Annotated in this window: 21 protein-coding genes and 1 riboswitch; of the genes, 15 read left to right on the top strand and 6 right to left on the bottom strand. The window is 71.8% G+C overall.

All coding sequences use genetic code 11. The annotated features are described in order from the left end of the window. Nucleotides 1–163 precede the first annotated feature (163 nt). The 4 genes from ACZ56U_RS02695 to ACZ56U_RS02680 all read left to right on the top strand — a co-directional run bounded on the left by ACZ56U_RS02695 (nucleotide 164) and on the right by ACZ56U_RS02680 (nucleotide 4,958). Nucleotides 164–1,558, top strand: coding sequence for a M16 family metallopeptidase (locus ACZ56U_RS02695; RefSeq protein WP_469082200.1), 1,395 nt, complete (start codon nucleotides 164–166; stop codon nucleotides 1,556–1,558). Then, a complete protein-coding gene (locus tag ACZ56U_RS02690) occupies nucleotides 1,555–2,943 on the top strand; it encodes a M16 family metallopeptidase (RefSeq protein ID WP_469082199.1) in 1,389 nt (462 codons plus the stop codon). Before ACZ56U_RS02695 ends, ACZ56U_RS02690 begins: the two co-directional genes overlap by 4 nt. 190 nt (nucleotides 2,944–3,133) lie before the next feature. Further along, a riboswitch (cyclic di-AMP (ydaO/yuaA leader) is annotated at nucleotides 3,134–3,299 on the top strand. Between the two features lie 12 nt (nucleotides 3,300–3,311). Then, nucleotides 3,312–4,076: a M23 family metallopeptidase gene (locus ACZ56U_RS02685; RefSeq protein ID WP_469082198.1), complete on the top strand. Its 765-nt coding sequence runs from the start codon at nucleotides 3,312–3,314 to the stop codon at nucleotides 4,074–4,076. Between the two features lie 186 nt (nucleotides 4,077–4,262). Next, entirely contained in the window at nucleotides 4,263–4,958 is a 696-nt protein-coding gene (locus tag ACZ56U_RS02680) for a GntR family transcriptional regulator (protein WP_469082197.1), read from the top strand. Nucleotides 4,959–5,096: 138 nt separating this feature from the next. Here ACZ56U_RS02680 and ACZ56U_RS02675 read toward each other — a convergent pair whose 3' ends face one another. Beyond that, nucleotides 5,097–5,378 carry an HPr family phosphocarrier protein gene (locus tag ACZ56U_RS02675; protein WP_079309245.1) on the bottom strand — a complete coding sequence of 94 codons (282 nt, stop codon included), beginning with the start codon at nucleotides 5,376–5,378 and terminating at the stop codon, nucleotides 5,097–5,099. 200 nt (nucleotides 5,379–5,578) lie between these two features. Here ACZ56U_RS02675 and ACZ56U_RS02670 point away from each other — a divergent pair, with 200 nt between their 5' ends. From ACZ56U_RS02670 to ACZ56U_RS02655, 4 genes are read left to right on the top strand one after another with little or no spacing between them, the layout of a single operon-like run. Further along, nucleotides 5,579–8,395 carry a bifunctional acetate--CoA ligase family protein/GNAT family N-acetyltransferase gene (locus tag ACZ56U_RS02670; RefSeq protein WP_469082196.1) on the top strand — a complete coding sequence of 939 codons (2,817 nt, stop codon included), beginning with the start codon at nucleotides 5,579–5,581 and terminating at the stop codon, nucleotides 8,393–8,395. A 43-nt stretch (nucleotides 8,396–8,438) separates the two neighbouring features. Then, nucleotides 8,439–9,035 (top strand): DUF5998 family protein, encoded by a 597-nt coding sequence (locus ACZ56U_RS02665; RefSeq protein WP_469082195.1) that lies wholly within the window; start codon nucleotides 8,439–8,441, stop codon nucleotides 9,033–9,035. After that, nucleotides 9,035–10,228 carry an alkaline phosphatase family protein gene (locus ACZ56U_RS02660; protein WP_469082194.1) on the top strand — a complete coding sequence of 398 codons (1,194 nt, stop codon included), beginning with the start codon at nucleotides 9,035–9,037 and terminating at the stop codon, nucleotides 10,226–10,228. Before ACZ56U_RS02665 ends, ACZ56U_RS02660 begins: the two co-directional genes overlap by 1 nt. A 46-nt stretch (nucleotides 10,229–10,274) precedes the next feature. After that, the gene (locus ACZ56U_RS02655) at nucleotides 10,275–10,922 is read left to right on the top strand and encodes a thymidine kinase (RefSeq protein WP_391233715.1); all 648 of its coding nucleotides are present in this window, start codon (nucleotides 10,275–10,277) and stop codon (nucleotides 10,920–10,922) included. An 86-nt stretch (nucleotides 10,923–11,008) separates the two neighbouring features. Here the strand turns inward: ACZ56U_RS02655 and ACZ56U_RS02650 are convergent, their stop codons facing one another. Continuing rightward, a complete protein-coding gene (locus tag ACZ56U_RS02650; RefSeq protein WP_469082193.1) occupies nucleotides 11,009–11,785 on the bottom strand; it encodes a VOC family protein in 777 nt (258 codons plus the stop codon). Nucleotides 11,786–12,081: 296 nt separating this feature from the next. Between ACZ56U_RS02650 and ACZ56U_RS02645 the strand changes: the two genes are divergently transcribed. Beyond that, nucleotides 12,082–12,939 (top strand): sulfurtransferase, encoded by an 858-nt coding sequence (locus ACZ56U_RS02645; RefSeq protein ID WP_469082192.1) that lies wholly within the window; start codon nucleotides 12,082–12,084, stop codon nucleotides 12,937–12,939. An 80-nt stretch (nucleotides 12,940–13,019) separates the two neighbouring features. On the opposite strand, the gene sepH is transcribed toward ACZ56U_RS02645, so the two are convergent. The 3 genes from sepH to ACZ56U_RS02630 all read right to left on the bottom strand — a co-directional run bounded on the left by sepH (nucleotide 13,020) and on the right by ACZ56U_RS02630 (nucleotide 17,325). Beyond that, a complete protein-coding gene (gene sepH / locus ACZ56U_RS02640; RefSeq protein WP_469082191.1) occupies nucleotides 13,020–14,075 on the bottom strand; it encodes a septation protein SepH in 1,056 nt (351 codons plus the stop codon). Nucleotides 14,076–14,804: 729 nt separating this feature from the next. Next, nucleotides 14,805–16,124: a D-arabinono-1,4-lactone oxidase gene (locus ACZ56U_RS02635; protein WP_469082190.1), complete on the bottom strand. Its 1,320-nt coding sequence runs from the start codon at nucleotides 16,122–16,124 to the stop codon at nucleotides 14,805–14,807. Further along, nucleotides 16,084–17,325: an MFS transporter gene (locus ACZ56U_RS02630; protein WP_469082189.1), complete on the bottom strand. Its 1,242-nt coding sequence runs from the start codon at nucleotides 17,323–17,325 to the stop codon at nucleotides 16,084–16,086. The genes ACZ56U_RS02635 and ACZ56U_RS02630 overlap by 41 nt, the downstream gene beginning before the upstream one ends. A 176-nt stretch (nucleotides 17,326–17,501) precedes the next feature. Between ACZ56U_RS02630 and ACZ56U_RS02625 the strand changes: the two genes are divergently transcribed. Together ACZ56U_RS02625 and ACZ56U_RS02620 are read left to right on the top strand one after the other, a co-directional pair. Continuing rightward, nucleotides 17,502–18,629 carry a ferrochelatase gene (locus ACZ56U_RS02625; protein ID WP_469082188.1) on the top strand — a complete coding sequence of 376 codons (1,128 nt, stop codon included), beginning with the start codon at nucleotides 17,502–17,504 and terminating at the stop codon, nucleotides 18,627–18,629. Nucleotides 18,630–18,637: 8 nt separating this feature from the next. Beyond that, nucleotides 18,638–19,480 carry an inositol monophosphatase family protein gene (locus ACZ56U_RS02620; RefSeq protein WP_469082187.1) on the top strand — a complete coding sequence of 281 codons (843 nt, stop codon included), beginning with the start codon at nucleotides 18,638–18,640 and terminating at the stop codon, nucleotides 19,478–19,480. Between the two features lie 95 nt (nucleotides 19,481–19,575). On the opposite strand, the gene ACZ56U_RS02615 is transcribed toward ACZ56U_RS02620, so the two are convergent. Then, complete coding sequence (locus tag ACZ56U_RS02615) at nucleotides 19,576–19,740, bottom strand: hypothetical protein (RefSeq protein WP_330263955.1); 165 nt, start codon at nucleotides 19,738–19,740, stop codon at nucleotides 19,576–19,578. Nucleotides 19,741–20,180: 440 nt separating this feature from the next. Between ACZ56U_RS02615 and ACZ56U_RS02610 the strand changes: the two genes are divergently transcribed. The 4 genes from ACZ56U_RS02610 to ACZ56U_RS02595 all read left to right on the top strand — a co-directional run bounded on the left by ACZ56U_RS02610 (nucleotide 20,181) and on the right by ACZ56U_RS02595 (nucleotide 23,744). Further along, the gene (locus ACZ56U_RS02610; RefSeq protein ID WP_007385219.1) at nucleotides 20,181–20,834 is read left to right on the top strand and encodes a response regulator transcription factor; all 654 of its coding nucleotides are present in this window, start codon (nucleotides 20,181–20,183) and stop codon (nucleotides 20,832–20,834) included. 5 nt (nucleotides 20,835–20,839) lie between these two features. After that, nucleotides 20,840–22,084, top strand: a complete 1,245-nt coding sequence (locus ACZ56U_RS02605; RefSeq protein WP_469082186.1) for a sensor histidine kinase — start codon at nucleotides 20,840–20,842, stop codon at nucleotides 22,082–22,084. A gap of 393 nt (nucleotides 22,085–22,477) precedes the next feature. Beyond that, nucleotides 22,478–22,774, top strand: coding sequence for a DUF4193 domain-containing protein (locus tag ACZ56U_RS02600; RefSeq protein WP_005481602.1), 297 nt, complete (start codon nucleotides 22,478–22,480; stop codon nucleotides 22,772–22,774). A gap of 13 nt (nucleotides 22,775–22,787) precedes the next feature. Continuing rightward, a complete protein-coding gene (locus ACZ56U_RS02595; RefSeq protein ID WP_469082185.1) occupies nucleotides 22,788–23,744 on the top strand; it encodes a hypothetical protein in 957 nt (318 codons plus the stop codon). Nucleotides 23,745–23,816: the final 72 nt, after the last annotated feature.

Genomic DNA, 23,816 nt, shown 5'->3' with positions numbered 1-23,816 from the left:
TGTTCACCCGTACGGCACGCGGCCCCGCCCGCAGGCTACGGGATCTCGCTCTCGGCGTACGACCACCGGGAACTTCACCGGGGCTTCGCACGCTTGCATACAGTGGCAGGACCGGCACAAAAACGCGGTTCCGATCAACCGCACCGCCATCGAAGGGACGTACATGCCCATGGGTCACACGGCCACAGACCAGGCAGGCACCGGGGGCCTGACAGCGACCGAGCACCGCCTGGCCAACGGGCTGCGCGTGGTGCTCTCCGAGGACCACCTGACCCCGGTCGCGGCGGTGTGCCTCTGGTACGACGTCGGCTCGCGCCACGAGGTCAAGGGGCGTACCGGCCTCGCTCACCTCTTCGAGCACCTGATGTTCCAGGGCTCGGGGCAGGTCAAGGGCAACGGCCACTTCGAGCTCGTCCAGGGCGCGGGCGGCTCGCTCAACGGCACCACGAGCTTCGAGCGCACCAACTACTTCGAGACCATGCCCGCCCACCAGCTGGAGCTCGCCCTCTGGCTGGAGGCCGATCGCATGGGCTCGCTGCTGGCCGCCCTCGACGACGAGTCGATGGAGAACCAGCGGGACGTCGTCAAGAACGAGCGCCGCCAGCGCTACGACAACGTCCCTTACGGCACGGCGTTCGAGAAGCTGACCGCCCTCGCCTACCCGGAGGGCCACCCCTACCACCACACGCCGATCGGCTCGATGGCCGACCTGGACGCGGCGACCCTGGAGGACGCGCGCGCGTTCTTCCGGACGTACTACGCACCGGGCAACGCGGTGCTGTCCGTGGTCGGTGACATCGACCCCGAGCAGACGCTCGCCTGGGTCGAGAAGTACTTCGGTTCCATCGCCTCCCACGACGGCAAGCCCGCCCCGCGCGACGGCTCGCTGCCCGAGATCATCGGCGAGCAGCTGCGCGAGGTCGTCGAGGAAGAGGTGCCCGCGCGCGCGTTGATGGCGGCGTACCGGCTGCCGCACGACGGCACGCGCGCGTGCGACGCGGCCGACCTGGCCCTCACCGTCCTCGGCGGCGGCGAGTCCTCCCGCCTCTACAACCGGCTCGTCCGCCGGGACCGTACGGCCGTCGCGGCCGGCTTCGGTCTGCTGCGGCTCGCCGGGGCGCCCTCGCTGGGCTGGCTGGACGTGAAGACCTCCGGTGACGTCGAGGTGCCGGTGATCGAGGCCGCCATCGACGAGGAGCTCGCCCGGTTCGCCGCGGAGGGCCCGACGGCCGAGGAAATGGAGCGCGCGCAGGCCCAGTTGGAGCGCGAGTGGCTGGACCGGCTCGGCACCGTCGCGGGCCGCGCCGACGAACTGTGCCGCTACGCCGTTCTGTTCGGCGACCCGCAGCTCGCCCTCACCGCCGTCGACCGCGTCCTGGAGGTGACCGCCGAGGAGGTCCAGGAGGTCGCCAAGGCGCGCCTGCGACCCGACAACCGCGCGGTGCTCGTCTACGAACCCCTCTCCGCGGAGGCCGCCGAGGACGCGGAGCTCCCCGAGGACCCCGAGGCCGAGGCCACCATCGAGGCCGGCGACAAGAACGAGGAGGCGGCCAAGTGACCGAGCTCGCCACGATGGAGTTCCACCCCCAGCCGCAGGCCGGCGAGGCGAAGCCGTGGGCCTTCCCGGCCCCCGAGCGCGGCACCCTCGACAACGGCCTGACGGTCCTGCGCTGCCACCGCCCCGGCCAGCAGGTCGTCGCCGTCGAGGTCCTCCTGGACGCCCCGCTGGACGCCGAGCCGGCCGGTCTCGACGGTGTGGCCACGATCATGGCGCGGGCCTTCTCCGAGGGCACCGACAAGCACACCGCCGAGGAGTTCGCCGCCGAGCTGGAGCGCTGCGGCGCCACCCTGGACGCGCACGCCGACCATCCCGGCGTCCGCCTGAGCCTCGAGGTCCCGGCGTCCCGCCTGCCCAAGGGGCTCGGTCTGCTGGCCGACGCCCTCAGGGCGCCCGCGTTCGCCGACAGCGAGGTCGAGCGGCTGGTCACCAACCGGCTCGACGAGATCCCGCACGAGCTCGCCAACCCCTCCCGGCGGGCCGCCAAGGAGCTGTCCAGGACCCTGTTCCCGGCGGACCTGCGCATGTCGCGCCCGCGCCAGGGCACCGAGGACACCGTCCGCGCCATCGACTCCGCGGCCGTACGCGCCTTCTACGAGAAGCACGTCCGCCCCGCCACCGGCACCGTCGTGGTCGTCGGCGACCTCACCGGCATCGACCTCGACGCGCTGCTCGGTGACACCCTCGGTTCCTGGACCGGCTCCTCGGCCGAGGCGCGGCCGGTGCCGCCGATCACCGCCGACGACACCGGCCGGGTCGTCATCGTGGACCGCCCCGGCGCCGTCCAGACGCAGCTGCTGATCGGCCGGATCGGCGCCGACCGGCACGACCGCGTGTGGCCCGCCCAGGTGCTCGGCACGTACTGCCTCGGCGGCACCCTCACCTCCCGCCTGGACCGCGTCCTGCGCGAGGAGAAGGGCTACACCTACGGCGTGCGCTCCTTCGGGCAGGTCCTCCGCTCCGCCCCGGACGGCACGGGCGCCGCGATGCTCGCCATCAGCGGCTCCGTCGACACCCCGAACACCGGTCCCGCCCTGGAGGACCTGTGGACGGTGCTGCGCACCCTCGCCGCGGAAGGTCTCACCGACGCCGAGCGGGACGTCGCCGTGCAGAACCTCGTCGGGGTGGCCCCGCTGAAGTACGAGACCGCGGCGGCCGTCGCGAGCACGCTGGCCGACCAGGTCGAGCAGCACCTGCCCGACGACTACCAGGCCACCCTGTACCGGCAGCTCGCCGCCACCGGCACCGTCGAGGCCACCGCGGCCGCCGTGAACGCCTTCCCGGTGGACCGTCTGGTGACGATCCTGGTCGGCGACGCGTCCGCCATCAGGCAGCCCGTGGAGGCCCTCGGCATCGGTGAAGTCACCGTCGTCACGGCCGAGTAGGGGCACGCGCGCGTGGGAGCCCTGGTGACTTGAGTGTCACCAGGGCTCCTTAATGTCCGAATTGAAGGTCAGTCGCCTGTTTGCCCTGTGGGATGCGCTACAAAAGCCGTGATCCGTTTGGGGATTGAAAGTGGCCCCGTTTAGCGTCTTCCCGGCTGTCCGTCAGGCACTGCGCCGCGCCCGCGGCACCGGACAGCCATCGCCGAGTCCCCGTACGGCGCGAGCCAGGGGAGCCGGGGACCCATCCGTAGTCCCTGGGGTGAATCGGACGCCCGCGCGTGCCGCGAGGGGGTCCGTAGGAGACCTTCCTGCTCCGAACCCGTCAGCTAACCCGGTAGGCGAGAGGGAAGGAAAGGACCAGCCACTACATGGCGTTCACGCGCGCCACCGGGAAGCACCGTCGTCCCAGCAGGATGAAGCGCACCACCGCCCACGCGGCGGGGATCGCGGCCCTCACCACGACCGGTGTCATCGGCACCCTCGCCGCCCCGGCCCTCGCCGCGGAGCCCGCGGCCGAGCAGACCGGACTCACCCCGGTCATCACCCTCGGCGACTCGGTCGCCGCCCAGATCGACGCCCAGGCCGAGGCCCAGGAGCAGGCAGCCGTCGAGGCCGCCCAGCAGAAGGCCGAGGAGGAGGCACGCCGGCAGGCCGCCGCCAAGGCCAAGAAGGAGCGCGAGGCCAAGGAGCGCGCCGCCCGCGCGGCCGCCGAACGCAAGCGCCTGAACACCTTCGTCAGCCCGATCGCCGGCTCCTACATCTCCACCGGCTACAAGGCCGGCGGCGCGGTGTGGTCCTCCGGCAGCCACACCGGCGTGGACTTCCACGCCGCCAGCGGCACCTCCGTGGTCGCGGTCGGCTCCGGCACGGTCGTCGAGGCCGGCTGGGGCGGGTCCTACGGCAACAACGTCGTGATCAAGATGCACGACGGCACGTACACCCAGTACGGCCACCTGTCGTCCATCGGCGTCTCGGTGGGCCAGACGGTCACCCCGGGCCAGCAGATAGGCCTGTCCGGCGCGACCGGCAACGTCACGGGGCCGCACCTGCACTTCGAGGCCCGCATGACGGCGGAGTACGGCTCGGACATCGACCCCGTCGCCTACCTCCGTTCGCACGGTGTGAACGTCTGACGACGGACGCGAGACCTCTTCGGAACCCCGGCCCACCGGCCGGGGTTTCGTCGTTTCCGCCGCGCCGCTGTCCAAAAAATATCCATGGATTCCGGCCCGCCATCGGAAATTCCCGCTCTTTGCAATAGAGTCACTGAACACACGTCAATCGTCGACGTTTCACGGGGATTAAAGCGGAGGTCGGTCATGCGTATTCCGGCGCACTCGGTATGCACCGCGATCAGGGACGACATCGTCGCCGGTGTCTACGAGCGCGGCAGCCGGCTCACCGAGGAACTCCTCGCGCGCCGCTACGGCGTCTCCCGCGTCCCCGTCCGGGAGGCCCTGCGCACGCTGGAGGCCGAGGGGTTCGTGGTGACCCGGCGGCACGCGGGCGCGTGCGTGGCCGAACCGACCGAGCAGGAGGCGGCCGACCTGCTGGAGATGCGGATGCTCCTGGAGCCGCTCGGCGCCTCGCGGGCCGCCCAGCGGCGCACCGAGGCGCATCTGAAGGTGCTGCGTGGCCTGGTCAGGCTGGGGCAGGAGCGGGCCAGGCGGGGCAACAGCGATGACCTGCGGTCCCTGGGCGGCTGGTTCCACGAGACGCTCGCCCAGGCCTCCGGCAGCCCGGCGCTGGCCTCGGTGCTGACCCAGTTGCGCCACAAGATCTCCTGGATGTACGCGGTGGACGCGCCGGCCGACCCCGTCGAGTCCTGGGCGGAGCACGGCGCGATCGTCGACGCGGTGGGCCGCGGGGACGGGGAACGCGCGCGTGCGGTCACCGCGCTGCACACGGAGCGTTCGACGGCCGCCCACCGCCTCAGGTTCGGCTCCGCGGGAGACCGGCCCGAGCGTGTGAGGAACTCGCAACATCCCGTAAACACGCCGAGCCTGCGGCATTAACAAGAGGGCCGTATACAAAGGGGCAGTAATTCACGGGGGCCTATTTATGCTGCCTGCGCACGTGAATTCACCGAGTGCGTGCGGAGAAAAGAAAGGGCCCGTCCGATAATTCGGACGAGCCCTTCGGTCATGCCGTGATCAGACGGTCTCGGGGAGTTCCTCGAGACCCTCCGAGACCAGCTTCGCCAGCCGGTCGAGGGCGGCGTCCGCGCCCTCGGCGTCGGAGGCGAGCACGATCTCCTCGCCGCCCTGGGCGCCGAGGCCCAGAACCGCCAGCATGGAGGCCGCGTTGACGGGGTTGCCGTCGGCCTTGGCGATCGTCACGGGGATGCCGGAGGCCGTGGCGGCCCGGACGAAGATGGAAGCGGGGCGGGCGTGGAGGCCCTCGGCCCAGCCGACGTTGACGCGGCGCTCAGCCATGTGATGCTGCCCTTCGGTGTTCAGGGTTGTCTAGACCAGTTTCCCACAACGTGAAGCGTCTCCGGAGCGGACCTTCGTCCCGTCCGGGGTGAGTCGTCGGACCGCGGCCTCGGCCCGACGTCCGTCCCTCTCGCGATCCTGCCGCGTTCTCCACAGACTGCCTCGCGCCGTTGTCGTACGCGAGCCGTAACCTGGGGCCCATGCAGAGCTCGCCGGACCGGCACGAGTACCCCGCGCACTGGGAAGCCGACGTGGTGCTGCGCGACGGCGGCACCGCGCGCGTCCGCCCCATCACCGTTGATGACGCCGAGCGCCTGGTCAGCTTCTACGAGCAGGTCTCCGACGAGTCGAAGTACTACCGCTTCTTCGCGCCGTACCCTCGCCTGTCCGCCAAGGACGTCCACCGCTTCACGCACCACGACTTTGTGGACCGGGTGGGACTCGCCGCCACGGTCGGAGGCGAGTTCATCGCCACCGTACGCTACGACCGCATCGCCACCGATGGAACGCCCGCGTCCGCACCCGCCGACGAGGCCGAGGTCGCCTTCCTCGTCCAGGACGCCCACCAGGGCCGCGGCGTCGCCTCCGCCCTCCTCGAACACATCGGCGCCGTCGCCCGCGAGCGCGGCATCCGCCGGTTCGCCGCCGAGGTGCTGCCCGCCAACAGCAAGATGATCAAGGTGTTCACGGACGCCGGGTACACCCAGAAGCGCAGCTTCGAGGACGGCGTCGTCCGCCTGGAGTTCGACCTGGAACCCACCGACCGCTCCCTCGCCGTGCAGTACGCGCGCGAGCAGCGCGCCGAGGCGCGGTCCGTGCAGCGGCTGCTGGCGCCCGGCTCGGTCGCCGTGATCGGCGTCGGCCGTGCCCCCGGCGGGGTCGGCCGCGGCCTGCTCGACAACATCCGGGACGCCGGCTTCACCGGCCGCCTCCACGCCGTGAACAAGGCCTTCACCGACAAGGAGCTCGACGGGGTGCCCGCGTACCGTTCGGTGCGCGACATCGACGGCCCGGTCGACCTCGCGGTGGTGGCGGTGCCCGCCGAGCACGTCCCCCAGGTCGTCACCGAGTGCGGCGAGCACGGTGTGCAGGGCCTTGTGGTGATCTCCGCCGGGTACGCCGAGAGCGGCCCCGAAGGACGCGAGCGCCAGCGCGAACTCGTCCGGCACGCACGCGCGTACGGCATGCGGATCATCGGCCCCAACGCCTTCGGGATCATCAACACCCACCCGGACGTACGGCTGAACGCCTCCCTGGCCAACGAGCGGCCCCGCCCCGGCCGCATCGGCCTGTTCGCCCAGTCCGGCGCCATCGGCATCGCCCTGCTGTCCCGGCTGCACCGGCGCGGCGGCGGCGTCACCGGAGTCACCGGCGTCTCCACCTTCGTCTCCTCCGGCAACCGCGCGGACGTCTCCGGCAACGACGTCCTGCAGTACTGGTACGACGACCCGCACACCGACGTCGTCCTGATGTACCTGGAGTCCATCGGCAACCCCCGCAAGTTCACCCGCCTCGCCCGCCGCACCGCCGCCGCCAAGCCCCTGGTCGTCGTCCAGGGCGCCGGCTCCGCCCCGCAAGGGCATGCCGTACGGGCCACGCGGCTCCCGCACTCGACGGTGTCCGCGCTGCTCAGGCAGGCCGGCGTGATCCGGGTGAACACCATCACCGAGCTCGTCGACACCGGGCTGCTGCTCGCCCGGCAGCCCCTCCCGGGCGGCCCGCGCGTGGCGATCCTCGGCAACTCCGAGTCCCTGGGCCTGCTGACGTACGACGCCTGCCTCTCCGAGGGCCTCAGGCCGCTGCCCCCGCTGGACCTGACCACGGCCGCCTCGCCCGCGGACTTCCACACCGCCCTGTCGCGCGCGCTCGCCGACGACACCTGCGACGCGGTCGTCGTGACCGCGATACCCGCCGTGGGGGAGGGGTCCGCCGGGGACGCTGCGCTCGCCGAGGCGCTGCGGTCGGCCGCCGGGCAGGTACCGGGCAAGCCGGTGCTGGTGGTCCATGTCGAGCTGGGCGGACTCGCGGAGGCGCTGTCCGCCGCGGCCAGCACGGCACCGCAGGCCGCGACGCCGGGCGCCTCCCACCCCTTCCGGGCCCTGGACCGCCTCGCCGCCAAGCCCCCCGAGGAGACCCCCCGCAACCGCTCCCGCCTCATCCCCGCCTACCCCGCCGCCGAGCGCGCCGTCCGCGCCCTCGGCGAAGCCGTGAGGTACGCCCAGTGGCGCCGCGAGGCCGCCGAGCCCGGCAAGGTGCCCGAGTCCATCGACGCGGCCATCGACCAGAAGGGCGCCGCCCGCCTGATCGACAGCCTCCTCGCGCGCGGCCAGGGACTCACCCTCGGCACCGAGGAGACCTGCGAACTCCTCGGCACCTACGGCATCCAGGTCCACCGCGCCCTCCCGGCGCCCACCCCCGACGCGGCCGCCCGGGCCGCCCGCACCCTCGGCTGTCCCGTCGCCCTCAAGGCCACCGCCCCGCACCTCAGGCACCGCGCCGACCTGGGCGGCGTCCGGCTGGATCTCGCGGACGAGGAACAACTGCGACGCGCCTACGCCGAGTTGACCGAGCTGTTCGGGACGCCGGAGGAGCTGCGCCCGGTCGTGCAGCGCATGGCGCCCCGCGGCGTGGACACCGTCGTACGGGCCGTCATCGACCCCGCGGCCGGCGCCGTGCTCTCCTTCGGGCTCGCCGGGGCCGCCTCGCAGCTGCTCGACGACGTCGCGCACCGGCTGATCCCGGTCACCGACCGGGAGGCGACCTCGTTGGTCCGGTCGATCCGGACGGCACCGCTGCTGTTCGGCTGGAGAGGATCGGCGCCGGTCGACACGGCGGCCCTGGAGGAGCTGCTGCTGCGGGTCTCCCGCCTCGTCGACGACCACCCCGAGGTCGTGGCGGTCACCCTGGAGCCCGTCGTCGTCGCCCCGCACGGCCTGAGCGTCCTCGGCGCCTCCGTACGGCTCGCGCCCCCGCCCGCCCGCGACGACCTCGGCCCGCGGACGCTGCCCGCGTACTGAGAACACCCTGAGCGGTGCCTCGCAGTCAGTGCTCCCCCGTAGGATGGGGACCATGGCCAAGACCAGTACGACGACCCAGGGGCTGCGAGCGGCGATCGAACGCAGCGGCTACTACCCGGCCCTCGTGGCCGAGGCGGTGGAGGCCGCCGTGGGCGGCGAGCCCATCCGGTCGTACCTGGTCCACCAGGAGACGACGTTCGACCAGAACGAGGTGCGGCGGCACGTGACCGTGCTCGTCCTCACCGGCAACCGTTTCATCGTCAGCCACACCGACGAGCAGGCCGCGGACGGCACGTCCCCGACGCCGTACGCCACCACCTCCACCGAGTCGGTCAAGCTGGACCGGATCTCCTCCGTGGTGCTCAGCCGGGTCGTCGCCAACCCGGAGCAGTACCAGCCGGGCACCCTGCCCCGTGAGGTCGTGCTGACCATCGGCTGGGGCGCCGTCTCCCGGATCGATCTGGAGCCGGCCGCCTGCGGCGACCCCAACTGCGAGGCCGACCACGGCTACACGGGCAACTCCACCGCCGACGACCTCAGCCTCCGCGTCAGCGAGGCCGGCGACGGCCCGGAGACGGTGCGCCAGGCACTCGCCTTCGCGCAGTCCCTCTCCGAGGCGACCGCGGACACCACCCGCTGATGATCCAGCCCGCCACCTGGGACCCCCACCCGGAACCCCTCGCCGTCGAGTCCGCGCCGCGGCCCCAGTACGGCAGCGGCTCCCTCGCCGACCTCCTGCCCACGCTGGCCGCGGGCATGGGCGTACCCGGCGCGACCGCGACGATCACCGAGCTGGCGCCCGCCGACCGGGCCTGCGTCTTCCTGATCGACGGCCTCGGCTGGGAGCAGCTGCGGGCGCACCCCGAGGAAGCGCCCTTCCTCGCGTCCCTGGTCGACAGCTCGCGCGGCGGCACCGGCCGCCCGTTGACCGCCGGCTACCCGGCGACCACCGCGACCTCCCTCGCCTCCGTCGGCACCGGCCTGCCGCCGGGCGCGCACGGACTGCCCGGCTACACCGTGCGCGACCCCGGCACCGGCGAGCTGATGAACCAGCTGCGCTGGCAGCCCTGGACCTCGCCGCGCGCGTGGCAGCCGTACCCCACGATCTTCCAGCTCGCCCACGACGCGGGAGTGCACGCGGCGCAGGTCTCCTCGCCGACGTTCGAGAACACCCCGCTGACCAAGGTCGCGTTGAGCGGCGGCACGTTCCACGGGCGGCTCGCGGGCGAGGACCGCATGGACCTCGCCGCGGAGCAACTGGCCGCCGCCGACCGCGCGCTGGTCTACACGTACTACGCGGAACTCGACGGCGCGGGGCACCGCTTCGGCGTCGACTCCGACAACTGGCGCGGCCAGCTGATGTACGTGGACCGCCTCGTGCAGCGCCTGGCGGAGCAGCTGCCGCCGCGCAGCGCGCTCTACGTCACCGCCGACCACGGCATGGTCGACATCCCCTTCGACGAGCAGCACCGCATCGACTTCGACGAGGACTGGGAGCTGCGTGCCGGGGTCGCCCTGCTGGGCGGCGAGGGCCGCGCGCGGCATGTCTACGCCGTCCCCGGCGCCGCGAACGACGTGCTGACCTGCTGGCGCGAGGTGCTCGGCGAGCAGTTCTGGGTGGCCTCGCGGGACGAGGCGATCGCGGCGGGCTGGTTCGGCCCCCAGGTCGACGACCGGGTGTACGGACGCCTGGGCGACGTGCTCGCGGCGGCTCGGGACGACGTCCTGATCATCGCGTCCGAGCGGGAGCCGAAGGAGTCGGCGATGGTCGGCAACCACGGTTCGATGACCCCCGCGGAGCAGCTGGTGCCGCTGCTCGAAGTACGCTCCTGAAGCCTCCGCCTGTCCTTGTCTCTTGCCGAAAGGTGCTCAACCCCCCATGCCCGAGCTGGTGTTCTTCTCCGGAACCATGGACTGCGGGAAGTCCACCCTGGCTCTCCAGATCGAGCACAACCGCTCCGCGCGCGGTCTCCAGGGCATGATCTTCACCCGGGACGACCGCGCGGGCGAGGGCAAGTTGTCGTCACGCCTCGGTCTGGTCACGGACGCGGTGGAGGTGGAGGACGGCCAGGACCTGTACGCGTATTTGGTCGACCACCTCTCCCAGGGCGGCCGCGCGGATTATGTCATCGCCGACGAGGCCCAGTTCCTGGCCCCCGAGCAGATCGACCAACTCGCCCGCGTCGTCGACGACCTGGGCCTCGACGTGTACGCCTTCGGCATCACGACCGACTTCCGCTCCAAGCTGTTCCCCGGCTCGCAGCGCCTGGTGGAACTGGCCGACCGCGTAGAGGTGTTGCAGGTCGAGGCGCTGTGCTGGTGCGGCGCCCGCGCCACCCACAACGCCCGCACGGTGGGGGGCGAGATGGTCGTGGAAGGCGCCCAGGTCGTCGTCGGCGACGTCAACCAGGCCGAGGCCATCGGCTACGAGGTCCTGTGCCGCCGCCACCACCGCCGCCGCATGACCGCGGCCACGGCCCGAGCGGCGGCCCTGTCCCCGGACGTGCTGCCGGTCGCGACGATGTAGCCGCAGACGGGGTCAGGGCCTCACGGTGACGCCCTCCAGGTGCGGCGGGAGCGGCTCATCGCGCGGTCGTCCGCCGGTCCCGAGCCTCAGCGCGGCCCCTCCACCACCGAGAACCGCGCGCCCTCCGGGTCCGCCACCGTTCCCACGCGGCCGTGGGGGCTGTCATGGGCCGGTCTGAGGATGTGGCCGCCGAGGTCGGAGACCTGGGCGAGGGTGGCGTCCGTGTCGGAGACCTCGAAGTAGGTCATCCAGTGGGGGCCGCGGTCGCGGGGGAGGTCGTTGCCGACGCCGTGGATGCCGGCGACCGGGTGGCCGGCGACGTGGAGGGTGACGTAGTCGAGGTCGGCGGAGGCCACCGGTTCCTCCTCGTAGCCGAAGACCGTCTCGTAGAACTTGGTGACACCGACCGTCTCGAAGGTCATCAGCTCGTGCCAGGCCGGGGTGCCCGGGACCCCGGAGATGCCCGTGCCGCGGTGCACGCCCGCCTGCCAGATGCCGAAGACCGCGCCGGAGGGGTCCGACCCGATGGCCAGGCGGCCCGCGTCCTCGGCGTCCAGCGGCCCGACCCCGATGGTGCCACCGCACAGCCGTACCGTCTCCGCCGTCAGGTCCACGTCGTCCGAGGCGAGGTACGGCGTCCAGGCGACCGGGAGATGGCGGTCCGGGGGAAGTTGGCCGATTCCGGCGACCTCCTCGCCGTCCAGCAGCGCCCGGACATAGGGGCCGAGCTGTTTGGGACCGGGTTGGAATTCCCAACCGAACAGCTCACCGTAGAAGTCCTGGGTCGTGGGCAGCCCGTGCGCCATCAGGCTCACCCAGCAGGGCGTGCCGGGCGCGTGCGGAGTGTGCGTCTCGCCGGTCATCGTCACTCTCTCCTCGACCCTCGCGGCAGCCGTGTCACCACCGCGCTCCGGAACCCCGTGCCGATGCTCGCACCACCCGTGGCACGGCGCGCTCCGGGCGCGCCGCCGCGCGGGGGCCCATGTCCGCAGAATGACCGGTGTGTGACGTCCCGTCCGTTTCCGCGTGATGGCCCACGGGTGTCGATCGGCTGTACAGCATGTGCCCGATCCCGTACGCCTGGTGATCGGGCCTGCCCGGCGGAGCAGAGTAGCCGGACATGGACGACGCGGCCACCCGGTGCGCAAGGATGGTGGCCATGAACGCCATCATCTCCGCATCCGAACTCGCGAGCGAACTGGCGGGCGAGAACCCGCCTGTACTGCTCGACGTCCGCTGGCAGTTGAGCATGGCCAAGGCGACCGGTGAGCCGCCTTTCGACGGCCGCGCCGCGTATGCGGCCGGGCACCTCCCGGGCGCGGTCTTCGTGGACCTGGACAGGGAACTCGCCTCCGCCGCGGGTGCGCGCGGACGGCATCCGCTGCCCGATGTCGGGGAGTTCGGCGCCGCGATGCGCCGGGCGGGCGTGTCGGCCTCGAGGCCGGTGGTCGTGTACGACGGGGGACAGGGCTGGGCGGCCGCCCGCGCGTGGTGGTTGCTGCGCTGGACGGGTCACCCGGACGTGCGGGTCCTCGACGGCGGGTTGCCGGCCTGGAACGGCCCCCTGCGGTCGTCGCTGCCCGGCCCGGCGCTCGCCGAGGGCGACTTCGAACCGGTCCCGGGAGCCGCCGGACTGCTCGACGCGGACGCGGCGGCGGCACTGGCCCGTTCGGGCGTGCTGTTGGACGCCCGGGCGGGGGAGCGGTACCGCGGTGAGGTCGAGCCGATCGACCGCGTGGGCGGGCACATCCCGGGCGCCGTGTCCGCGCCGACGAACGAGAACGTGGCGGCGGACGGGCGCTTCCTGCCCGCGGAGCAGCTCCACGCCCGCTTCAAGGCCCTCGGGGCCACCGACGGCACGGCGGTCGGCGTGTACTGCGGTTCGGGTGTCTCCGGCGCGCACGAGGTGCTGGCCCTGGCGGTCGCGGGGATCCCGGCGGCCCTGTACGTGGGGTCCTGGTCGGAGTGGTCCTCGGATCCGTCCCGGCCGGTCGCCGTGGGCCCGGATCCGCAGTAGCCCCGCACGACGATGAGACCCGGGGGCCCGCACCGTCGTGGCGCGGGCCCCCCGGGGACGTCGGACGGCCGACCGGTCGGCTACTCCTGCTTCTTGCGCCGTGTCCCGAACACGATCTCGTCCCAGCTCGGGACGGCCGCGCGGCGGCCGGGGCGGACGCCGTCGGCCTCGGCCTGGCGGTCGGTGGAGCCGATGAGCCGGTCGCGGTGGCTGCCGACCGAGCGGGGCATGAGGACGTCCGCGTAGGCCGAGCCGGCCGACGCCGCCGGGGCGGGGGGCTCCTCCTCGACGGGTTCGTCGACCGGGGGCTCCTCGATGGCGGCCGGGGCCTCGGAGGGGCGTTCGGGAACGACCAGGTCGCCGCGGAAGCTCGGGACCGCCTCCAGCAGGCTGGTCAGCGAGTCGCGCTCGCTCGCACTCGCGGTCGCGCTCTCGTCGGCCGGTTCGGGCGGCGGCGCGGGCAGGCTCGGCCGCTCGCGGTCGAGGGCACGGTCCAGCGGGCGGTCGCGCGGCAGCCGGGCGATCCGGGGCACGAACGGAAAGCTGGGCTCGGGCGCGCCGAGGTCCTCGGACTCGCCGATCAGCGAGCGGGCCTCCTCGTCGACGGCCTGGACGAGCCGCCGGGGCGGGTCGTACGTCCAGCTCGCCGAGTGCGGCTCACCCGCGACGCAGTAGACCAGCAGCACTTCCCAGGTGCCGTCGTCACGGCGCCACGAGTCCCACTGCACGGTGTCCTTCTCGGCGCCGCGCAGCAGCAGTCGCTCCTGGACGGCCTCGCCGAGCTGGGGTCCGGCGTTCTCACCGGGGCGGCGGACGGGGGTCTTGCGGGCCCGCTCGGCCATGAACGCGCGCTCGGCGAGGACGGGGCCCTCGAAGCGGCGGACGCGGTCGACGGGGATGCCGGCCATCTGCGCGACCTCTTCGGCCGTCGCGCCGGCGCGTATACGTGCCTGAATGTCGCGGGGGCGGAGATGGCTCTCCACCTCGATCTCGATCTGGCCGAGGCGGGGACGGTCGCCGCGTACGGCGGCGCGCAGACGCTCGTCAATCGGAAGCGTGTACTCCGTGCTGTCCGCAGCCTTCAGCACCAGCCGTGTGCCGTCATTGGAGACGGCCACGACACGCAGTTCGGGCATGGGGACCTCCCGGGTGGTGCCTGCCGACGTCACGTGCGTCGCTGCTTCCGCTAGTCGAGTGTGGCCTGCCCGGGTGCAGCCTGCCACAACCTTGCCGAGTTGCCCGGCGTGTCGGGCACGGGCCCTGGATCGCCGTTATGGCACGGTTACCTATTCGCAACGCTAAGTGACCAACTCCGTCACCCTGTGCAACTAGCCCCCTCCAGGCGGTCCTTGAAGGCCACGGACGCCCTGGCGGGAGACCTGACCCAGGGCTCGCAACAGTACTCCATTTGGACCACGTGCGTGGATTGGCGCGCCGCCCAAGTTCTGGCAACGGGCGGGATTTGGCGGCCTGCGGCGTCTGCTCATGGATCTTGAAAGTGGCGTACTTCACGGAATCGCCAGAAATGGAACTGCCGGTTTCGTGCGTATGTCCCTTTCCTGCGCAGTTGGTTGGCCGACGGAGGGAAGGGGAGGGTGGGCGCCGGTATGCATGAAAAGCCCGATATCAGGGAAAAGTGGCTGGACTTGAACACCCCTCAGGTGGCGGGGGCAGCGGTGGTCAGGGCGCTGTGGTCGGCGGTGCCGTGACCGGCGAGAACTCCTCGACCGCGAGGCCGGGTTCGAAGCCGGGCTCCAAGTCCGGTGAGGATCACGCCCACTTCGCGTGTCATGACGCCCAGCGCGACACCGACACCGAACCCCTCGGGCGACAGCCACGCCGACCCCACCCGGAGCTGTTCGACGCTACGACCCCAACACCCGGCGCAAGTAGTCGTTCTGGAACCGGCGATCAGGATCGAGACGGTCCCGGAGCGCGGTGAACTCGCCGAAGCGGGGGTAGACCCCGGCGAAGTACTCGGCGTCGCGCGTGTGCAGCTTGCCCCAGTGCGGCCGGCCCTCGTGCGCGGTGAAGATGCGCTCGGCGGCGGTGAAGTACGCGTGGTACGGCGTGCCCTTGACCATGTGGACGGCGATGTACGCGCTGTCGCGTCCCGATGCCGTGGACAGGGTGATGTCGTCGGCCGGCGCGGTGCGCACCTCGACCGGGAAGCTGACCCTGAGGCCGGAACGGTCGACCATGGTCCGCAGTTCGCGCAGCGTCTCGACGACCGCCTCGCGCGGGACGGCGTACTCCATCTCCACGAAGCGCACCCGGCGGGGCGACGTGAAGACCTTGTAGGGGATGTCCGTGTAGGTCCGCGAGGACAGGGCCTTGCTGGAGACCTGGGCGATCGTGGGAATCGTCGCGGGCACCGCGCGGCCGACCCACTGGGCGACCTGGAAGACACCGTTGGAGAGGAACTCGTCCTCGATCCAGCCCCTCCACTGCGGTACCGGCTGCTCCGGGCCCGCGCTGCGGTTGTTGCGCTTGGTGGTGGTGCTGCCGGTGTGCGGGAACCAGTAGAACTCGAAGTGCTCGTTCTCGGCCCACAGTTCGTCGAAATCGGCGAGGACCTTGTCGAAGGGCATCGGCTCCTCGCGCGCGGTGAGCAGGAAGACCGGCTCCACGGCGAAGGTGATCGCGGTGACGACGCCGAGGGCACCCAGGCCGATCCGCGCGGCCGCGAAGACCTCGGGGTTCTCCTTCTCGGAGCAGCTGAGCACCGATCCGTCGGCCGTCACCAGCTCCAGGCCCCTGATCTGGGCGGCGATCGAGCCCGACTCACGGCCGGTGCCGTGCGTGCCGGTGCTGGTGGCCCCGGAGACGGTCTGCTCCATGATGTCGCCCATGTTCGTGAGCGACAGGCCCTCGCGCGCGAGCGCCAGGTTGAGCCTCTTGAGCGGGGTGCCCGCCTCCACCGTGACCGTCATGGCATCGCGGTTGATGTCACGGATACCGGTCAGCAGTTGAGGGCGGATCAACACGCCGTCGGTCGCGGCGATCGAGGTGAACGAGTGTCCGGTACCGACGGCCTTCACCTTCAGCCCGTCCTCGGCCGCCCTGCGCACGGCCTCCGCGAGCTCCTCGACCGAGGCCGGAGTCACCTCCCGCGCGGGCCGCGCGGACACGTTCCCGCCCCAGTTACGCCACGTGCCGTTCTTCCCGCTCGCTGTGGTGCTCAACGGTGCCTCCCCGACGCGGAACCGGCCGTTTGAGCCGGCGGTACCCCAGGAAACCGACCGCGACCGCGACGGCCCCGGCCACCGCCGGAACCCCGTACCCCGCGCGCGCCCCGGCCGCGTCGATGACCCACCCGGCCACGGAGGAGCCGAGCGCGACCCCGACCGCGAGCCCAGTACTGATCCAGGTCATGCCCTCGGTCAGCTGCGCACGTGGTACGTGCTGCTCGATCAGGGACATCGTGGTGATCATCGTGGGAGCGATGGCCAGGCCCGCTACGAACAGCGCCGCGGCCAGAAACGGCAAGTTCCCGACCAGTAGGAGGGGGATCATACTCACGGCCATCGCACAGATGCCCAGCAGCCAGCGAGGTTCGGGCGCCCCCTTGAAGTGCAGCAGCCCGAAGACGAGCCCGGCCGCGCAGGAACCGGCCGCGTACAGGGCGAGCACGATGCTCGCGGCGCCCTTGTGGCCCTGTTCGTCGGCGAAGGCCACGGTGACCACGTCGACGGCCCCGAAGATGGCGCCGGTCGCAACGAAGGTGGCCACGAGGACCTGGAGCCCGGCGGAGCGCAGCGCACTGCCGCCGTCGTCCTGGCCCGTGCGCGGGTGCGGGGCGGGCTCCGTGGCGCGCTGGCCCGTCAGCCAGAAGACACCGACCGCCAGGAAGCAGGCGGCGAGCAGCGGGCCCGCCTCCGGGAACCAGGCCGTGGACAGCCCGATCGAGATGATCGGCCCGAAGATGAAGCAGACCTCGTCGATCACCGACTCGAACGAGTACGCGGTGTGCAGCTGGGGCGTTCCGGTGTACAGCGCCGCCCACCGCGCGCGGATCATCGCGCCGATGCTCGGCACGCACCCGATGCCCGCGCTGAACACGTACAGCGTCCAGTCCGGCCACCCGTAGTGCGCGGCGAACAGCAGTCCGGCCGCCGCGACCAGCGCGATCAGCGTCACCGGGCGCAGCACCCGCCGCTGTCCGTGCCGGTCGACCAGGCGGGAGACCTGCGGCCCCGCCACCGCGGCCGCCAGCGCCATGGTGGCCGACAGCGCCCCGGCCAGACCGTACCGTCCGGTCAGCTGGGACACCATGGTCACCACGCCGATGCCCATCATCGACAGGGGCATCCGGCCGAGGAACCCCGCGGCGGAGAAACGCTTGCTGCCGGGGGCGGCGAACAGGGCGAGGTAGGGACTCGGCACGGCGGTCTCCGGTCTGGACGGGATCGACGGGGGCGCCGACAGTCCAGTAAGGCGTGAATGCGGCGGATACAGCTTACGAGTTAGGTGACCCTAACGCACCCGGTGGGCGAGATCCGGAACTCGGTCCCGGATCCCGCCGTTCTCCGGCTGTCAGTACCGGATGACAGGATCGACCCATGCGAGACGCGCGCGACGCCAGCCCCTACGACGCCCTGCTCCTGCTCTCCTTCGGCGGCCCCGAGGGCCCGGACGACGTGGTTCCGTTCCTGGAGAACGTGACGCGAGGGCGCGGCATCCCCAAGGAACGCCTCAAGGAGGTCGGGCAGCACTACTTCCTCTTCGGCGGGGTCAGCCCCATCAACGACCAGAACCGCGCCCTGCTGGACGCCCTGCGCAAGGACTTCGCCGATCACGGCCTGGACCTGCCCGTCTACTGGGGCAACCGCAACTGGGCCCCGTACCTCACGGACACCCTGCGCGAGATGGTCGCCGACGGCCGTCGCCGCATCCTGGTCCTCGCCACGAGCGCGTACGCCTCGTACTCGGGCTGCCGCCAGTACCGCGAGAACCTCGCGGACTCGCTCGCGGCGCTCCAGGCCGAGGGTGTCGAGCTGCCGAGGATCGACAAGCTGCGGCACTACTTCAACCACGAGGGCTTCCTGGAGCCCATGATCGAGGGCGTGCTCCAGTCCCTCGCCGACCTCCCCGAGGACGTCCGCGACGGCGCCCACATCGCCTTCTCCACCCACTCGATCCCGAACGCCTCGGCGGACACCTCCGGGCCGGTGGAGGACCACGGCGACGGCGGCGCGTACGTCAGGCAGCACCTGGAGGTCGCGCGGCTGATCGCCGACGCCGTCCGCGAGCGCACCGGCGTGGACCACCCCTGGCAGCTGGTCTACCAGTCCCGTTCGGGCGCCCCGCACATCCCGTGGCTGGAGCCCGACATCTGCGACCACCTGGAGGAGCGCCACGCGTCGGGCGCCCCCGCGGTCGTGATCGCGCCCATCGGCTTCGTCTCCGACCACATGGAGGTCCTCTACGACCTCGACACCGAGGCCAGGGCGAAGGCGGAGGAGCTCGGCCTGCCGATGCGCCGCTCGGCCACCGTGGGCGCCGACCCGCGGTTCGCGGCGGCCGTCCGCGACCTCATCCTGGAGCGTGCCGCGGTCGAGCGGGGCCAGGAGGTCACCCCGTGCGCCTTGGGCGCGCTCGGCGCGAGCCACAACCTCTGCCCGGTCGGCTGCTGCCCGGCCCGTGCCCCCCGCCCCGCCGCCGCGGGCGTCGACAGCCCCTACGCGTGAGGAGTTCAGTGACCTCCCCCACCTCCCCCACCTCTCCCACCTCCCCCCTGCACACCGAACTGCTGCGGCTCGCCCAGGAGGCCGCCCGCAAGGCCGGCGACCTCCTGCGGGACGGCCGCCCGGTGGACCTGGCGGTGGCCGCCACCAAGTCGAGCCCCATCGACGTGGTCACCGAGATGGACATCGCGGCGGAGAAGCTGATCACCGACCTGATCTCCACCCACCGCCCCGACGACGGCTTCCTCGGCGAGGAGGGCGCATCCAGCGAGGGCACGAGCGGTGTCCGCTGGGTGATCGACCCGCTCGACGGCACGGTCAACTACCTGTACGGACTGCCTACTTGGGCCGTCTCCATCGCCGCCGAGCAGGACGGCGAAGCCGTCGTCGGAGTCGTGGCCGCTCCGATGCGCGGCGAGACCTACCACGCGGTGAAGGGCGAGGGCGCCTGGGCCACGGGCGCGTGGGAGGGGGAACGCAGGCTGGCCTGCCGGCCCGCCCCGCCCCTGGACCAGGCCCTGGTCTCGACGGGCTTCAACTACGTCCAGGAGGTCCGCGCCCACCAGGCCGAGGTCGCCCGGAAGCTGATCCCCCTCCTGCGCGACATCCGCCGCGGCGGATCGGCCGCCGTGGACCTGTGCGACGTGGCGGCGGGCCGGCTGGACGGCTACTACGAGCGCGGTCTGAACGCCTGGGACCTGGCGGCGGGTGACCTGATCGCGCGGGAGGCGGGCGCCCTGACCGGTGGCCGCCCCGGAGAGCGCCCCGCACGGGATCTGGCGGTCGCGGGTACCCCGGGCACCTTCGAGCCCCTCCAGCGCCTTCTGGAGGACTTCGGCGCCTGGCACGACTGACCGGCCACCCGAGAGGCGATGGCCGTCGCACACGCGAGCGGGCCCCGGTGCTGGATTCACCGGGGCCCGCTGTCGTGCGCACTGACGATCAGACGCTACGCGCCGACCTCCACACCGTGTTCGGCGGCGAGGCGGCGCAGGTCGTCGAGCTCGCCCTGTTCCACCTCGACGAGGAAGTCGTCGCCCTCGTTGCGAGCCCGCGTCAGGTCCGTCTCGGTCGCCCTTATGCGCTGCAGAAGTCCTGCGGTGAATGCGTCCATGCTGCGCCCCCTCGTCCTGGTCGGTGGGTCGGTGGCACGGGGGTGTGCCGTTCGGAAGGGGCGATCACGCCTCGATGCAGATGCCCAGCGCTGCCCTGCTGGGCGGCGACGGCGCCGGACACCCACGCCCCGCTCTGCGGAAAGCGGATTGCGGTGGACCGCATGGTGCTGCGGCACATGCAGAGCGTGATCGCGGGGTGTAAAGCCGTCCTCCCCCCGCTCTCTTCCACGGAAACCTCAACCGGAGGAGAAAATCTGGCATTTCCCGGCTTCACACCTGCCCTTCACCCGGCCCCACCCCTGCGCTTCAGACGGCCCTTCATCGACTTACAGCCGACTTATGACCGAAAAGGGCAGGATGGAGGCCAACACTCACCAGGACCCCCACCCGCGTGCCCGCACAGAGCGCTACGCGGGTGGACACAGGAAGGACTAGCGACGTGCGCGTACTCGTCGTCGAGGACGAGCAGCTGCTCGCCGATGCGGTGGCCACCGGACTGCGCCGGGAGGCCATGGCCGTCGACGTCGTGTACGACGGAGCGGCCGCCCTGGAGCGCATCGGCGTCAACGACTACGACGTGGTCGTTCTCGACCGCGACCTCCCGCTGGTCCACGGCGACGACGTCTGCCGCAAGATCGTCGAACTCGGCATGCCCACGCGCGTGCTGATGCTCACCGCCTCGGGCGACGTCAGCGACCGTGTCGAGGGCCTGGAGATCGGCGCCGACGACTATCTGCCCAAGCCCTTCGCGTTCAGCGAGCTGACGGCACGCGTGCGTGCCCTCGGCCGCCGTACCAGCGTGCCGCTGCCGCCCGTCCTGGAGCGCGCCGGCATCAAGCTCGACCCGAACCGCCGCGAGGTCTTCCGCGACGGCAAGGAGGTGCAGCTCGCGCCGAAGGAGTTCGCCGTCCTGGAGGTGCTGATGCGCTCCGAGGGCGCGGTCGTCTCCGCGGAACAGCTCCTGGAGAAGGCCTGGGACGAGAACACCGACCCGTTCACCAACGTCGTCCGGGTGACCGTCATGACCCTGCGCCGCAAGCTGGGCGAGCCGCCCGTCATCGTCACCGTGCCCGGCTCCGGTTACCGGATCTGATCGCCGTGGCCGCGACACCCGCGCCGCCCCAGGCGCCCCCCAAGCCCACCTGGGACCCACGGCGGCCGGAGCCCCCGTTCCCCTGGCTGCGCCCCACCATCCGCATACGGCTGACGCTGCTGTACGGCGGCATGTTCCTGATCGCCGGCATCCTGCTGCTGTCGATCATCTACCTGCTGGCCGCACAGGCCCTCCACGACGGCAGGGGCCAGTCCTTCCAGGTGACCGGCAGCAATTTCGACATAACCAGCTCCACCTGCCCCCAGCTGGACACCGCCACCACGCAGAACCAGTTCAACGACTTCCTCAAGCAGTGCGACGCCGCCCAGCGCAACCACGCGCTGGACGATCTCCTCAGCCGGTCCCTGCTCGCCCTCCTCGGGCTCGCGATCATCGCGTTCGCCTTCGGCTACGCCATGGCGGGCCGCGTCCTGTCGCCGCTCGGCCGGATCACCCGGACCGCGCGCGCGGTGGCCGGTTCCGACCTGGCCCGGCGGATCGAGCTGGACGGCCCGGACGACGAGCTGAAGGAGCTGGCCGACACCTTCGACGAGATGCTGGAGCGTCTGGAGCGGGCCTTCACCGCCCAGCAGCGCTTCGTCGGCAACGCCTCGCACGAGCTGCGGACGCCGCTGGCCATCAACCGCACGCTCCTCGAGGTGCATCTCTCCGACCCGGGGGCGCCGGTGGAGCTCCAGCAGCTCGGCAAGACGCTGCTGGCCACCAACGAGCGCAGTGAGCAGCTCGTGGAGGGCCTGCTGCTGCTCGCCCGCAGCGACAACCAGATCGTCGAGCGCAAGCCCGTGGACCTCGCCGAGGTCGCCGGGCAGGCCGTCGACCAGGTGCACGGCGAGGCGGCGGCCAAGGGCGTGGAGATCCGCGGCGAGCGGAAACCGGCCGTGGTGCAGGGCAACGGCGTCCTGCTGGAGCGGATCGCGCTGAACCTCGTCCAGAACGCCGTGCGGTACAACGTGGCGGAGGGCGGCTGGGTGGAGGTCACCACCGAGCTGAGGCACGGGCAGGCCGTCCTGGTGGTGTCCAACACGGGCCCGGTCGTGCCGGCGTACGAGATCGACAACCTCTTCGAGCCGTTCAAGCGGCTCCGAGGGGCCGATCGCACCGGCAGCGACAAGGGTGTCGGGCTGGGTCTGTCCATCGTCCGCTCGGTCGCCCGGGCGCACGGCGGGCACATCTACGCACAGCCGCGAGAGGGAGGAGGACTCGTGATGCGGGTCACCCTGCCGATCTGAGATCATGTGCCGACACAACGGGGATGTTCGCTTTGCGCGGAATTTTCTGGGCACTCGTCGAGCCGCCCCGTGTGTGATCGATCACAAGGGCGAATTTCAGGCCATCTACTGTCGGTGATCAAGAATGCTGCCGGAAAGCCGGGAACGTCCGGGTTTTCGGGGGCCTTGATCACGGGAAGTACACGGTGAGACGCCTTTGAAGTGCGGCATTCGGACCGTGTACGGTCCCCATCGCCATCCCAGCCGATCACTCATGAGGAGTCCGGTTGGGTGTCGATTGAGTAACAGACCTTGATGTGAGGCAAAATCTCCGCCTCGGGTCGGGCACAAGTCCGGCCTCTCACGCGTTACGTGCGCTGGAGACACCGCAGACACCCAGAGGGGGAGAGCGACATGGCAACGGATTACGACACCCCACGCAAGACCGACGACGACGTCGACTCGGACAGTCTTGAAGAACTGAAGGCCAGGAGGAACGACAAGTCGACGTCCGCCGTGGACGTCGACGAGTTCGAGGCCGCCGAAGGCCTGGAGCTGCCCGGCGCGGACCTCTCGAACGAGGAGTTGGCCGTCCGGGTGCTGCCCAAGCAGCAGGACGAGTTCACCTGCATGAGCTGCTTCCTGGTGCACCACCGCAGTCAGCTGGCCAGGGAGAAGAACGGTCAGCCGATCTGCCGCGACTGCGACTGAGGGCGGGTCGGCCGTGACTGGCTCGACCCCTCCCTGGAAGCGCCGCTCCCAGACCAGGGGAGCGGACCAAGGGCCGTCCGACGGCTCTCAAGGCGCGCGTGACGACGAGCGGGGCTCATCCGGTACGGGAGCCTCGCTCGAACCCGCGGCGGGCCGGGGTGACCTCCCGGCGCCCGCGGACCATCCCGCGCCCGTCGCCCGGCGGCGGGTCGCGGTGATGCGGGACAAGGTCGGGGAAGGCGTCCGCCGAGGCGGCAGCCGCGCCAGGGCAGGCCTGGCGTACCTCGCCGACCGGATCATCGACATCGCCCCGCGGATCCCCGTACGCGCCCTCTCCACGCTCCGCAGGCAGTTCCCGGGCCTCGGACCCGAGCAGCTCGCCGACAAGCTCGTGGCGGGCGCGGCGAACGCCTCCTCGACGGTCGGCGCCGGGGTCGGCGCGGCCGCGATGATGCCCGTCCCACCGGCGATGCCGGCCGAACTGGCCGCGGAGATCACCGGGGTCGCGGCGATCGAGCTCAAGCTCATCGCCGAACTCCACGAGGTCTACGGCGTACGACCGCCCGGCAGCCTCAAGGAACGCAGCACCGCGTACCTGAACTCCTGGTCGGGAGAGCGCGGCATCGACGTGACCAAGCCGTCGACGATCAACTCCGCGCTCGGCGGCCACATGAAGCAGCAGCTGCGGCAGCAGATCATGAAGCGGACGGTCCGGAACCTGCCGAACCTCATGCCGTTCATGGTCGGCGCGGCCGTGGGCGCGGTCATGAACCGCAGGGACACCAAGAAGCTCGCGGCACGCATCCGCGCGGACCTGCGCAAGGTCCAGGTGCCCTGGGACGCGCTCGACGCGCTCCCGCCGCTCGAGGCCCCCGCGGACCCGCTGGCGATCGAGGAGATCGCGGGGGAGGAGCTGGGGCGGGGCCACGGCGAGGGGCGCGACCCCGGGAAGGGCCGCGGGGCCCGGTAAGAGTTGCGTGAGAGTCCGGCCCCCGTGCGAGGTCGCGCCGCCCCCTCCCGGGCCCCCTCGCCGGGCAAGGGC

It is taken from the genome of Streptomyces sp. NPDC034103 (assembly GCF_055575395.1).
Note: the sequence above shows the minus strand (reverse complement) of the source record. Positions and strands in the feature narration are given on the sequence as shown.

Bases quoted from the DNA above. Each gene is read 5' to 3' on its own strand.
- ACZ56U_RS02615 (WP_330263955.1), bottom strand. From the start codon at position 19,740: ATGGACGCATTCACCGCAGGACTTCTGCAGCGCATAAGGGCGACCGAG.
- ACZ56U_RS02650 (WP_469082193.1), bottom strand. From the start codon at position 11,785: ATGACCGGCGAGACGCACACTCCGCACGCGCCCGGCACGCCCTGCTGG.
- ACZ56U_RS02695 (WP_469082200.1), top strand. From the start codon at position 164: ATGCCCATGGGTCACACGGCCACAGACCAGGCAGGCACCGGGGGCCTG.
- ACZ56U_RS02625 (WP_469082188.1), top strand. From the start codon at position 17,502: ATGCGAGACGCGCGCGACGCCAGCCCCTACGACGCCCTGCTCCTGCTC.
- ACZ56U_RS02665 (WP_469082195.1), top strand. From the start codon at position 8,439: ATGGGGACCATGGCCAAGACCAGTACGACGACCCAGGGGCTGCGAGCG.
- ACZ56U_RS02680 (WP_469082197.1), top strand. From the start codon at position 4,263: ATGCGTATTCCGGCGCACTCGGTATGCACCGCGATCAGGGACGACATC.
- ACZ56U_RS02645 (WP_469082192.1), top strand. From the start codon at position 12,082: ATGAACGCCATCATCTCCGCATCCGAACTCGCGAGCGAACTGGCGGGC.
- sepH (WP_469082191.1), bottom strand. From the start codon at position 14,075: ATGCCCGAACTGCGTGTCGTGGCCGTCTCCAATGACGGCACACGGCTG.
- ACZ56U_RS02685 (WP_469082198.1), top strand. From the start codon at position 3,312: ATGGCGTTCACGCGCGCCACCGGGAAGCACCGTCGTCCCAGCAGGATG.
- ACZ56U_RS02675 (WP_079309245.1), bottom strand. From the start codon at position 5,378: ATGGCTGAGCGCCGCGTCAACGTCGGCTGGGCCGAGGGCCTCCACGCC.
- ACZ56U_RS02655 (WP_391233715.1), top strand. From the start codon at position 10,275: ATGCCCGAGCTGGTGTTCTTCTCCGGAACCATGGACTGCGGGAAGTCC.
- ACZ56U_RS02660 (WP_469082194.1), top strand. From the start codon at position 9,035: ATGATCCAGCCCGCCACCTGGGACCCCCACCCGGAACCCCTCGCCGTC.
- ACZ56U_RS02600 (WP_005481602.1), top strand. From the start codon at position 22,478: ATGGCAACGGATTACGACACCCCACGCAAGACCGACGACGACGTCGAC.
- ACZ56U_RS02670 (WP_469082196.1), top strand. From the start codon at position 5,579: ATGCAGAGCTCGCCGGACCGGCACGAGTACCCCGCGCACTGGGAAGCC.